13 protein-coding genes and 1 riboswitch are annotated in these 12,097 nt (G+C 42.4%); of the genes, 11 read left to right on the top strand and 2 right to left on the bottom strand.

Features of this window, described 5'->3' with window-relative positions; translation table 11 throughout:
* Positions 1-58: 58 nt before the first annotated feature.
* Both NST81_RS14280 and NST81_RS14275 read right to left on the bottom strand, forming a co-directional pair.
* Positions 59-403 (bottom strand): spore coat protein, encoded by a 345-nt coding sequence (locus NST81_RS14280; RefSeq protein ID WP_147542741.1) that lies wholly within the window; start codon positions 401-403, stop codon positions 59-61.
* 17 nt (positions 404-420) lie between these two features.
* Positions 421-675 carry a hypothetical protein gene (locus tag NST81_RS14275; RefSeq protein ID WP_003352503.1) on the bottom strand — a complete coding sequence of 85 codons (255 nt, stop codon included), beginning with the start codon at positions 673-675 and terminating at the stop codon, positions 421-423.
* 191 nt (positions 676-866) lie between these two features.
* On the opposite strand from NST81_RS14275, the gene NST81_RS14270 reads away from it, so the two are divergent.
* The 11 genes from NST81_RS14270 to NST81_RS14220 all read left to right on the top strand — a co-directional run bounded on the left by NST81_RS14270 (position 867) and on the right by NST81_RS14220 (position 12,087).
* Positions 867-1,784 carry a proline dehydrogenase family protein gene (locus NST81_RS14270; RefSeq protein WP_048623940.1) on the top strand — a complete coding sequence of 306 codons (918 nt, stop codon included), beginning with the start codon at positions 867-869 and terminating at the stop codon, positions 1,782-1,784.
* A 333-nt stretch (positions 1,785-2,117) separates the two neighbouring features.
* Entirely contained in the window at positions 2,118-4,502 is a 2,385-nt protein-coding gene (locus tag NST81_RS14265) for a 3-hydroxyacyl-CoA dehydrogenase/enoyl-CoA hydratase family protein (RefSeq protein WP_048623939.1), read from the top strand.
* Positions 4,503-4,578: 76 nt separating this feature from the next.
* Entirely contained in the window at positions 4,579-5,757 is a 1,179-nt protein-coding gene (locus tag NST81_RS14260) for an acetyl-CoA C-acetyltransferase (protein ID WP_003352500.1), read from the top strand.
* 108 nt (positions 5,758-5,865) lie between these two features.
* The gene (locus NST81_RS14255) at positions 5,866-7,653 is read left to right on the top strand and encodes an acyl-CoA dehydrogenase family protein (protein WP_048623938.1); all 1,788 of its coding nucleotides are present in this window, start codon (positions 5,866-5,868) and stop codon (positions 7,651-7,653) included.
* A 150-nt stretch (positions 7,654-7,803) separates the two neighbouring features.
* On the top strand, positions 7,804-8,166 hold the full coding sequence (locus tag NST81_RS14250; RefSeq protein ID WP_040340845.1) for an arsenate reductase family protein: 363 nt from the start codon (positions 7,804-7,806) through the stop codon (positions 8,164-8,166).
* Positions 8,167-8,240: 74 nt separating this feature from the next.
* Positions 8,241-8,624 carry a glycine cleavage system protein GcvH gene (gene gcvH / locus NST81_RS14245; RefSeq protein ID WP_048623937.1) on the top strand — a complete coding sequence of 128 codons (384 nt, stop codon included), beginning with the start codon at positions 8,241-8,243 and terminating at the stop codon, positions 8,622-8,624.
* Between the two features lie 122 nt (positions 8,625-8,746).
* Entirely contained in the window at positions 8,747-9,112 is a 366-nt protein-coding gene (locus tag NST81_RS14240; protein WP_003352495.1) for a toprim domain-containing protein, read from the top strand.
* Positions 9,102-9,419 (top strand): thioredoxin family protein, encoded by a 318-nt coding sequence (locus NST81_RS14235; protein WP_003352494.1) that lies wholly within the window; start codon positions 9,102-9,104, stop codon positions 9,417-9,419. The genes NST81_RS14240 and NST81_RS14235 overlap by 11 nt, the downstream gene beginning before the upstream one ends.
* Positions 9,420-9,743: 324 nt before the next feature.
* On the top strand, positions 9,744-10,103 hold the full coding sequence (locus NST81_RS14230) for a hypothetical protein (RefSeq protein ID WP_003352493.1): 360 nt from the start codon (positions 9,744-9,746) through the stop codon (positions 10,101-10,103).
* Positions 10,104-10,198: 95 nt separating this feature from the next.
* Positions 10,199-10,308: riboswitch (SAM riboswitch) on the top strand.
* A 92-nt stretch (positions 10,309-10,400) separates the two neighbouring features.
* The gene (locus tag NST81_RS14225) at positions 10,401-11,426 is read left to right on the top strand and encodes a methionine ABC transporter ATP-binding protein (RefSeq protein ID WP_048624526.1); all 1,026 of its coding nucleotides are present in this window, start codon (positions 10,401-10,403) and stop codon (positions 11,424-11,426) included.
* A complete protein-coding gene (locus NST81_RS14220; RefSeq protein ID WP_003352491.1) occupies positions 11,419-12,087 on the top strand; it encodes a methionine ABC transporter permease in 669 nt (222 codons plus the stop codon). The genes NST81_RS14225 and NST81_RS14220 overlap by 8 nt, the downstream gene beginning before the upstream one ends.
* Positions 12,088-12,097 lie beyond the last annotated feature (10 nt).

Raw genomic sequence — 12,097 nt, 5'->3', positions numbered from 1 at the left:
CCTCTCCAAATGGTATTTATTCAGAGGAAGAGATCAGGCTCTTTCTTTAGGCCTCTTTTTATTGAGATGGATTGTTGTACGGAAATTGGCTGGAGTAGCTTTGATGCTGCTGATAAGATTGCTGGATTTTTTGTTGGTCGGCGGCCTCTAATGAATACCAGCCTTTTTGAAACATTTTTAAAAATATATCTCTTTGAGCATTTTGTGTTTCTGTAAGAATGTTTTGCAAATCCCGACGGAGCGGATCAATCGAAATTTCGTTCAATGCAACAGCATACGAAGTAGTCATGTACTTTTCGGTTGCCAGCATATCTTGAATAAAATCGCGATCGTTCATTTGCGGGGTTTCCGGCACCTGTATTTTTGGATTTTGGATTTTTTGCTGTTGATTTTGCATTTCCATCTTGTTTCCCCTTTCCATCATTGCTGCATCCCGTTATTTGGTGATTGCAAATGCGACAAAATAGTTTGATAATGACGCTGATGCATTTGACCGTATGAATCTAAAGCAGATTTGATTTCCGGGTCTTGGCAATTTTGGGCGGCGAAATGAGCCTTTTTCATGGCTAATAAATTCCATGAAAGCATATCATTCACGTAAGAGAGATCTTTTGTCGTCATCACCGGCGGCGAAGACATGAAAGATTGCGGATTATTGGAATATGGTTGCTGCATTTGGTTCCCTCCTTTTTCCCTCTTAGCTTGTCTTTCTCCAGTAAAATTATGCAAATCGGAGCGTTTTTTGAATATATTTTTAAAAACAGGAAATGAAAAGACGAAAGTCTAAAGGCGATCGTGGAACTACACTTTGAAACGTCCGTGTTTTCCTTCGGTAGCTGAAGATTTACGAGAAAAGGGGGAATACGATGGAGAAAATGATGCGAAATTTCTTTTTATTTCTTTCAAGAAATCGCTCATTCACAAAGATTGCCCAAAAATATGGCTTGAAATTCGGTGCATCCCGATTTGTCGCCGGGGAAACACTCCATCAGGCAGTCAAAGTAATTCAAGATTTAAATCAAAAAGGTTTAAGCGTTACAGTCGATTATTTGGGTGAGTTTGTGGAAAATGAAAAAGAAGCAGCAGAAATGGCGAATCAAGCCATTCGTACGATTGAGGCCATAGGGAAAGAATCATTAGATGCCGAGATTTCATTAAAACTGACGTCGTTAGGAAGCGACATCTCTGAACAAACGGTAATGAGCAATATGCGCCGCATTTTGGAGGCGGCAAAAGAACGGTTTGTATTTGTGACCATTGATATGGAAGACTTTTCACGCTGTGAAAACACTCTTTCTGTCTATAAACAGTTAAAAACAGAGTATCCGCAATTGGGGACCGTCATCCAAGCGTATCTATATCGATCCGAAAAAGACATTGACGATCTTGCATCTTTCTCCCCTCATCTTCGACTGGTAAAAGGGGCATACAAAGAACCGGCTTCTGTAGCGTTTCCAAAGAAAACAGATGTGGATGAAAATTATAAAAAACTGGTGAAGAAGCTTTTGTTGAACGGATTTTATACAGCTGTTGCCACTCATGATGATGCTATGATTGACTACACGAAAAAGCTTGTAAAAGAGTACAAGATTTCAAATGAACAATTTGAATTTCAAATGTTGTACGGCATCAGACCGGAAAAGCAGCTTGAATTGGTTGAAGAGGGATATAAAATGCGTGTATATGTACCGTATGGATCGGATTGGTACGGATATTTCATGCGTCGACTGGCGGAACGTCCCGCCAATGTTGGTTTTGTTCTCAAAGGAATGGTCAAAAAATAATGGAAAAACGGGATTGGCTTTGTTCTTTTAGCAGAATCTCGATAACGGCCGCCGTAGTTATTCACGCAATCATTTGCCTTAATGAACAGAGCAAGTGAGTCCTTTCGCAGTATTCAAAATTTATTTTATTTCCGCAGACTATTTTCATTCCTTTTTTTAAAAGTAAAATCGAAAAGAAATGAATAATATGAAACAAATGATCGTCCACTTAAACAAGTAAAAAATTCATCTATTTTGTGCTAATTATTTATTGAAAAATTTAGAATATTAATATATATTGGAAATAGAAAAATGAATGACCATTCATTCAAAAAAGTGAAGGGGGAAATAGTTTTGGTATTACAAATCAAAAAGGCGGCTGTACTAGGATCCGGAGTTATGGGATCAGGAATTGCTGCCCATTTAGCCAATATTGGGCTGCCTACATTATTATTAGATATTGTTCCTCACGAACTGACAGAAGAAGAAAAAGCAAAAGGATTGACCCTTGCAGATAAGAAAGTCCGCAACCGCTTTGCAAGCGACGCTTTAAAAAAGCTTTTAAAACAAAAGCCCTCCCCGCTTACTTCTAAGAACAGCTTAAATCTCATTGAAGCAGGAAATTTGGAGGATGATTTAGAAAGACTCTCTGAATGCGACTGGATTATCGAAGTTGTGGTGGAAAGACTGGACGTAAAAAAGCAAGTATTAGAAAAAATTGATCAATATCGTAAACATGGAAGCATTGTCAGTTCCAATACTTCCGGCATTTCAATCGAAGCTATGGCAGAAGGCCGTTCCGCCGATTTTAAAAAGCATTTTTTAGGAACTCATTTCTTTAACCCCCCTCGTTATTTGAAGCTGTTGGAAGTGATTCCGACAAAAGATACCGATCCTGAAATTGTGCAATTTATAAAGCAATTCGGAGAAGAAACATTAGGAAAAGGGGTGGTAGTAGCCAAAGACACGCCCAATTTTATTGCGAACCGCATTGGCACTTACGGACTGCTCGTAGCTGTTCATGAAATGAAAAAAGCAGGTTTATCGGTTGGAGAAGTCGACTCGATCACCGGACCGTTAATCGGCCGCCCCAAAAGTGCTACTTTCCGTACGCTCGATGTAGTGGGGCTCGATACATTTGTGCATGTGGCCAACAATGTGTATGAAAAAGTCGAAGGAAAAGAAAAAGACGCATTTGAAGTGCCTGATTTTATGAATGAAATGCTGAAAAAAGGAAAACTTGGCGCTAAAACCGGGCAAGGTTTTTTTGTTAAAAAAGGAAAAGAAATACTCGAACTCAATCTGGAAACGCTGGAATATGAACCGAGAAAGTCTTTAAAAACGCCTACGGTAGAAAAAGCGAAGCAATTAAAAGGAACGGCAGAAAAAATGAAAGCGCTTATTTATGCGGATGATCAGGCCGGAACTTTTCTATGGAACGTGCTTGCTTCTACGTTAATCTATTCTGCCAAACTGCTAGGCGAAATCGCTGATACGATCGTAGCGATCGACAATGCTATGAAATGGGGATTTGGCTGGGAATACGGGCCATTTGAAACGTGGGATGCGATCGGAACGGAAACGTCGGTTCAAAAAATGGTATCGGAAGGAATGGACGTTCCCTCATGGGTAAAAGACATGATCGCCTCAGGCAATAAAACTTTTTATAAAGAGGAACAAGGAGAACGATATTTCTATCATAACGGCCGCTACGAAAAGGTTTCAGTGCATCCGAAAGTGATCGATTTGAAAAGCTTGAAAAAACAAGGAAAAGTCATCAAATCCAACAACGGTGCAAGTCTGATTGATTTGGGCGACGAAGTGGCATTGCTTGAATTTCATTCGCCAAACAATGCGATTGGTCCGGACATTGTGGAAATGATCTATTATTCGATTGATGAAGTGGAAAAAAACTATAAAGGACTTGTGATCGGAAATCAAGGGAAAAACTTCTGCGTGGGAGCCAATCTTGCCATGATGCTGATGGAAGCACAAGACGACAATCTGTTTGAACTCGATTTTATCATTCGTCAATTCCAGCAAGCGACACTAAAAATTAAATACAGCAGCAAGCCGGTAGTAGCGGCTCCGTTTGGAATGACATTGGGCGGCGGCGCGGAAGTTTGTTTGCCGGCGGCGCGTATTCAAGCTGCCGCTGAAACGTATATGGGGCTTGTAGAAGTTGGGGTCGGCTTAATTCCGGGAGGTGGTGGAACAAAGGAATTATATTGGAAACATTTATCCAATTTGCCAAGCGGTGTCGATTTTGATTTGCAAAAAATCGCCAATAAAGTTTTTGAAACCATTGCGATGGCGAAAGTGTCTTCTTCCGGTGAAGAAGCCCGCGAAAACAACTTCTTATCGAATGCGGACGGGATCAGCGTCAATCGTGATCATCAATTGTACGATGCAAAACAAGTGGTGCTTTCCCTTTATGAACAAGGATATCGTCCGCCGACCAGGAAAAAAGTGCCCGTTGTAGGAGAAACCGGTTATGCGATGTTGCTCTTGGCGGCTCAATCGATGTTTGAATCAGGATATATTTCCCAATATGATCGCCACATTGCCAAAAAGCTGGCGTATGTCATTGCCGGTGGAAAACTGCCATATGGAACGGAAGTAGATGAACAGTATTTGCTTGATTTAGAAAGAGAGGCTTTCTTGAGCCTGATTGCTGAGCCGAAATCCCAGCAGCGCATGCAGCACATGCTTGTAAAAGGCAAACCGCTGCGCAACTGACTTTTTTGGAGGCGAATCTTTTTGCTAGTCCGCTGGAACAAGAGAGTGAAAAAACAATGTTGAAGGAGGTAGTTTTATGCGAGAAGCGGTCATCGTTGCCGGGGCGCGTACGCCAGTGGGGAAAGCCAAAAAAGGAACATTGGCAACGGTGCGCCCAGATGATCTAGGTGCGCTGGTAGTGAAAGAAACGTTAAAAAGAGCAGGCAATTACGAAGGGAACATCGATGATTTAATTATCGGCTGTGCCATGCCGGAAGCAGAGCAAGGACAAAATGTGGCAAGGAATATTGGAGCTCTTGCCGGCCTTCCGCACACCGTTCCGGCAATTACGATCAATCGCTTTTGTTCGTCCGGTTTACAAGCCATTGCTTTTGCGGCCGAAAAAATTATGGTTGGTCATGCGGATACGATCATCGCCGGAGGAACTGAATCGATGAGCATGGTGCCGATGATGGGGCATGTGGTCAGACCGAATGCAAAATTAGCCGAAACGGCGCCGGAATATTACATGAGCATGGGGCATACCGCTGAACAAGTAGCGAAAAAATTTGGCGTCACTCGCGAAGATCAGGATGCTTTTGCCGTTAGAAGCCATCAGCGTGCCGCCAAAGCGATTGCTTCAGGGAAATTTGATGATGAAATCGTGCCAGTTGAAGCGACAGTCCGTTCAGTCGGACCGGACCATCGGCTGGTGGAAAAAACAGTCACTTTAACGAAAGATGAAGGAGTTCGCCCGAATACCAACATGGAAGTACTCGCCCAATTGCGTCCTGCCTTTTCGGCCAATGGTACGGTAACGGCCGGAAATGCTTCGCAAACGAGCGACGGAGCAGCGGCGGTTATGGTGATGGATCGCGAAAAAGCGGAATCACTCGGTCTGAAACCGATGGCGAAGTTTCGTTCGTTCGCAGTAGGTGGTGTACCTCCGGAAATTATGGGGATCGGCCCTGTCGTTGCGGTTCCGAAAGCATTGAAATTGGCAGGACTGGAAGTGTCGGATATAGGGCTGTTTGAATTGAATGAAGCCTTTGCTTCCCAATCGATTCAAGTTATACGCGAACTGAACCTTGATGAAGAAAAAGTGAACGTCAATGGAGGTGCAATTGCTCTTGGCCACCCGCTCGGTTGTACAGGAGCTAAACTCACCCTTACTCTCCTGCACGAAATGAAGCGCCGGAACGTCCAATTTGGCGTCGTTACGATGTGCATCGGCGGGGGCATGGGTGCTGCCGGAGTTTTTGAATTGATAGATTGATAGGATGAGTGATCCCGAAAAAGAATGGAAAGACTAGCAGGATATGTTATGAGAGTGAACAAAATCGAAACGGCTTCGTCAAATGAAAAATGAATAGGAGGAAGAAAGATGTCAAACCAAACAGATCGTGCCATTATAAAAGGCGGAAGCTTTTTAACGGATGAAATAGATGCAAGTCAAGTATTTACACCGGAAGATTTCACGGAAGAACAAAAAATGATTGCCAAAACAACGGAAGACTATGTAACTAATGAAGTGCTGCCTCAACTGGACTACTTGGAAAAGCATGAATTTGACCGTTCCGTCCAATTAATGAGAAAAGCGGGCGAGTTAGGCTTATTAAGTGCCGATGTTCCGGAAGAATATGGCGGTTTAGGGCTGGACAAAATCAGCTCTGCTTTGATCACGGAAAAAATGGCAAGTGCCGGCGGATTTTCCATTACTCACGGAGCCCATGTCGGCATTGGATCTTTGCCCATCGTATTATTCGGAAATGAAGAACAAAAACAAAAGTACTTGCCGGAATTGGCAACCGGTGAGAAAATCGCTGCTTATGCGTTAACAGAGCCTTCCTCCGGTTCGGATGCATTAGGTGCGAAAACGACTGCCAAGTTAAACGAAGCGGGTACGCACTATATTTTAAACGGGGAGAAACAATGGATTACCAACTCCGGATTTGCCGATGTCTTTGTCGTTTATGCCAAAATTGACGGAGAACATTTCTCGGCTTTTATCGTGGAGCGTGATTTTCCGGGCGTTTCGACAGGACCGGAAGAAAACAAGATGGGGATTAAAAGTTCATCCACCAGGACGTTGATCCTTCAAGATGCGGAAGTTCCGGTGGAAAATTTGCTTGGGGAAGCGGGCAAAGGCCACAAAATTGCCTTTAATATATTGAATATCGGCCGGTACAAATTGGGCGTCGGCACTGTCGGTTCTTCCAAGCGTGTACTGGAAATCACCATTCCGTACGTGAACCAACGTCGGCAATTCAATACACCGATCTCACAATTTCGTTTAACACAAGAAAAGCTTGCTACCATGGCTTCCAAAATTTATGCGAATGAAAGTTCCATTTACCGCACTGTCGGGTTATTTGACAAAGCGATGGGCGAGCTGTCGGAAGAAGAAGCAAAAGACGGAAAAGCGATTGCTGCTTCGATTTCGGAATATGCCATCGAGTGCTCGATTGGAAAATTTTTTGGTTCGGAAGTGCTCGATTACGTGGTAGATGAAGGATTGCAGCTGCACGGCGGCTACGGTTTTATGGAAGAATACGAAATTTCTAGAGCTTACCGTGATTCCCGCATTAACCGTATTTTTGAAGGGACAAACGAAATCAATCGTTTACTAGTGCCGAATACGTTTTTAAGAAAAGCGCTGAAAGGCGAATTGCCTTTGCTTCAAAAAGCGCAAGACCTGCAAAAAGAGCTGATCGTGCTGGCGCCGGAAGATCCGGGATCAGAACCGCTCGCGCGTGAACGATATTTATTAAGAAATGCGAGAAAAGCTGCGTTGCTTGTGTCCGGGCTTGCTGTGCAAACATTTGGCAAAGAGCTTGCGAACGAACAAGAAATCTTGGCGAATATTGCGGACATAGCCGCCAATATTTATGTAATGGAATCATCGATTTTGAGAACTCAAAAGGCATTGGACAGAACCGGCCTTGAAAAGAACAAGCAAAAGCTGCTTTACACAGAAATTTTTTGCCAAGAAGCGTTTGCTCAAATCGAACAAGATGCGAAGGAAACTGTTGCGGCAGTACAAGAAGGCGATGCGCTGCGCGTGACGCTTTCGGCCCTCCGAAAACTTACGCGTCATACGCCTGTCAACATCATTGCGAAAAAACGTGAAGCAGCGGCCAAGCTGATCGAGTCAGAACGATATATTGTGTAAGAAATAGAAATGGATGAGGCGGACAACGATGTCGGCCTCTTTGTTTTCTCTCGAGATTATTTTAAAATAAAGAGGAATTTTACTGTATTTGTCGAACTAAAAAAGGGAAAACTCGCAAAAGCAGCAGAATCTTTTATAAAAGGTGATCACATGAACGTAACATTTTATTGGTATCCGAAATGTGCAACATGCCGAAAAGCAAAGAAATGGCTTGAAGATCATCAAATTGATTTTCAAGAGATACATATTGTCGATAACCCTCCATCGAAAGAGGAGCTGGAAACGCTTTGGCGCAAGAGCGGATTGGAATTAAAAAAATTTTTTAATACGAGTGGGAGAAAGTACAGAGAACTAGGAGTTAAAGACCGTTTGAAAACGGCTTCGGAAGATGAACTTCTTGAATTGCTTGCTTCCGACGGCATGTTAATCAAACGCCCGATCGTGACGGATGGTACGCGTGTCACAGTTGGGTTTCATGAAGATGAATTTGAGAAAATATGGCTGAATAGATAAGGGTGTTTTCTTGCTTTTAGCAATGGAAATAAGTTAATGTAAATTATGAAAATATTGAGAGTGGAGGGATTTTCATGAGTTCGCCGAAAGAACTGAGGTACTCGGAAGAACACGAATGGGTAAAAGTAGAAGGGGACAAAGTGCGCATCGGGATTACGGATTTCGCTCAATCGGAATTAGGGGATATTGTATTTGTTGAACTGCCTGAAGTAGGAACGGAAATTAAATCAGACGAACCGTTTGGCAGTGTGGAATCCGTTAAAACCGTTTCTGAGCTTTATGCTCCTATCAGCGGGAAAATAGTGGAAGTCAATGAAGAATTGAACGACAATCCGGAGTATGTGAACGAATCCCCTTATGAAAAAGCTTGGATGATCGTGGTGGAACCTAGCGATATCAGCCAAGTAGATCAACTGTTGACGGCTGAACAATACGATGAAATGACTAGCGAAGACTAGTATGGCCCCCTGGGTGCTCCCTGGGGGTTTTTTCTATGTTTAAGTAGAGGCTTTTTGCTTTGAAATGGATCGCAAACATGGGACAATGAATGAAGAAAGAAATCAGGCAAGGATGGATAAAGATGAATGGGACGGATAAAGTGATTATTGTGGAAGGAACGTCGGATAAGAGAAAAATTCAAGCGATTATTAAGGAGCCGGTAGAGATTATTTGCACGAATGGAACCATCGGCCTCAGCAAAATGGATGATCTTGTCGATCGACTTTATGGCCGCGATGTGTATATTCTGGTGGATGCTGATACCGCCGGGGAAAAGCTGAGAAAGATGTTTAAACGAGAATTTCCCGAAGCCAGGCATCTTTATGTTGATCGAGCTTTTACGGAGGTCGAAAATACCCCTTTTCGGTATCTAGCCGCCATTTTACTTAGCGCCGGTATCGACATCGATACGAAGTATATTGAAAAGGATGATGAAAGTGGTATCTGATTGGACACAACAACCTCTCCATGAACAAATTTCCGAAACAGGCAAAACGGTATTATATTTTTATACTCCTTTATGCGGAACATGCGCGGTGGCAGGAAAAATGGTGGATGTGATTGAAAAGCTTTTTCCTGATTGCACTTTTGCCAAAGCGGATATCAATTATCATGAGGATTTTGCTCATCAATATGAAATTGAAAGCGTTCCTTGCCTGATGATTTTTGATAAAAAAGAATTAAAAGACAAAATTTATGCCTTTCATTCTGTACCTTTTCTATATGAAAAATTATCTCAATATCAAGCGGGGTAAAGGCATCCTTATGGGCCTTTATCCCGCTGTTATTTTGTGGATGTCCATTTTTGTCATTCAGCAATTCCATTCAGGCAGCGTTTCTAAGTGAAAAATGATTTTAGCCAATGATTGGCTTTCGTGTTTCGCCAACTTGCAAAAATGACATATTTCTTGGGAAATAATTCAAGAAACGTCCTTTTATTTGAAAAAGAGCGGTCGAATGTGAAGAAATGGGTGGAATTTGTCAAAGGGTTTTTCTTTATCTGTCGAATCCTTTTTAAAGGGAATTCACCTGAAAAATGGAACTATGTACAGTAAACATTCAGGTGAAGGGATGAGAAGATGGACAAGTTATTCGCAAGGATTCAAAGGGAATGTTTCGAACGAAAACATCTTTTCCCGATTCTTCCTTCTAATCCACTGACCGTTCTTTTTGATTCAAACGATGAAACATGGATGTTTTCTTTGTCCAAAAGCCAAATGGATTGGAAAAAAGGAACGATTTCAAGCCCGCACTTACATCTTTGCGGGACGGACGAGATTTTTCGAAATATTTTGTTGGGGGAAGAAAGATTGTTGACAGCTGTCAAAAGAAAAGACGTGAGCATATTTGGATCCTTTCGTTTGCAGCTGCAGCTGGAAGCTATTTTGTGGTTATGCAAGGAACGGGAAGAAACCGTCGTATTAGGTAGATTAGGATGAAAGTAACATATTTCTATCAATTTTATTTGACATTATTCGCATGAAAATGTATAATTTTCGAGAAACCAATTTCCGAACAATTTCATAAACACTTGCTCTTATCAAGAGAGGTGGAGGGATGTGCCCAATGAAACCCGGCAACCGTCAATCGTTCAGTTGACATGGTGCCAATTCACACAAAGCAGTTTGCTTTGAGAGATGAGAGAAAGGACGAAGAATACGTAACCTTTCTGCTCATTGGCGGAAAGGTTTTTTTCATTTCAAAAAAGAAAGCAGGTGAATGAATCAATGAGCGAACTGATCTCTTTATCGCAGGTGAAGAAAGTTTTTCGTACAAAAAACGGAAATGTGACAGCCGTTAATAATATAGATTTGCAGATTCAAGAGGGAGAAATTTTCGGTATTATTGGCTACAGTGGAGCCGGAAAAAGCACTCTGATCCGCATGCTGAACGGTTTGGAAATTCCGACAGAAGGCCAAGTGACGGTTGCAGGGCAAGAAATTTCGAAAATTCAAGGCGCTTCTTTACGAAAAGCACGCCAAGAAATCGGCATGATCTTTCAACATTTTAATCTATTATGGTCGCGCACAGTACGGGAAAATATTGCTTTCCCGCTGGAAATCGCCGGAGTGCCGAAAGAAAAACGAATGAAACGTGTAGATGAACTGATTCAATTAGTAGGACTCGAAGGAAGAGAAGACAGCTATCCTTCTCAATTAAGCGGCGGTCAAAAACAAAGAGTAGGCATTGCCAGAGCTCTCGCCAACGAACCGAAAGTATTGCTTTGCGACGAAGCCACTTCTGCATTGGATCCACAGACGACCGATTCGATCCTTGATCTACTTGTCGATATTAATAAACGGCTCGGTTTGACGATCGTGTTAATTACACATGAAATGCATGTAATCAGAAAAATTTGCCATCGCGTGGCAGTTATGGAAAATGGGCAAATCGTTGAAATCGGTCCGGTGCTGGAAGTGTTTAAAAATCCAAAACAGCCGGTAACGAAGCGTTTTGTTCAACAAGTTACCGAACCGGAAGAATCGAAGGAAACGATTGCTCATCTTCTCAAACGCTATAAGGACGGTAAAATTGTCAAACTTACCTTTATTGGCGATTCCGCTGAACAGCCGATCATAGCCAACTTAATCAGAGATTTTCCGGTTGAGGTAAATATTGTTCAGGGGAAAGTGTCCCAAACTCAAAATGGTGCATATGGCACACTGTTTATCCAGATTCAAGGATCGGAACAAGACGTACAAAAAGTGATCGCTTATTTACAAACACAACAAGTAGAGTCGGAGGTCATTACCCATGCTTGAAAAATGGTTTCCAAATGTGGATTGGGCAATGATGTGGCAGGCAACAGAGGAAACCCTATACATGACGGGAGTATCGGTAGTTGCCACCTTTATTCTTGGTTTAATCCTTGGACTTTTGCTTTTTTTAACATCGAAAGGGAACTTATGGGAAAATAAATTTATATATTCCATCGTTGCCGCAGTTGTGAATATTTTCCGTTCGATTCCTTTCATCATTCTCATCGTGCTGCTCATTCCTTTTACAAAAGCGCTTGTCGGCACGATAATCGGTGCGAATGCCGCCTTTCCGGCGTTGATTATTGGCGCAGGCCCATTCTATGCACGGATGGTGGAAATCGGACTTCGTGAAATTGACAAAGGAGTTATTGAAGCAGCTAAAGCGATGGGGGCCAAAACAAGCACGATTATTTGGAAAGTGCTTATTCCTGAATCGCTTCCCGCTTTGGTCTCGGGCATCACAGTGACAGCGATCTCGCTTGTCAGTTACACGGCAATGGCCGGAGTAATCGGTGCGGGTGGTCTTGGAAATCTTGCTTATTTGGATGGGTTCCAACGCAACCATAACGACGTAACTTTAGTAGCTACGATCATTGTGTTGATTATTGTGTTTGTTATTCAGTTTATTGGTGATTTTATCACTTCAAAAATAGATAAAAGATAAAGGGGGAAAA

Source organism: Bacillus sp. FSL W8-0223 (assembly GCF_038006805.1).
In the GTDB taxonomy this organism is placed as follows: Bacteria; Bacillota; Bacilli; order Bacillales; family DSM-4216; genus Bacillus_O; species Bacillus_O smithii.
This window is presented reverse-complemented; position numbering and strand designations above follow the sequence as displayed.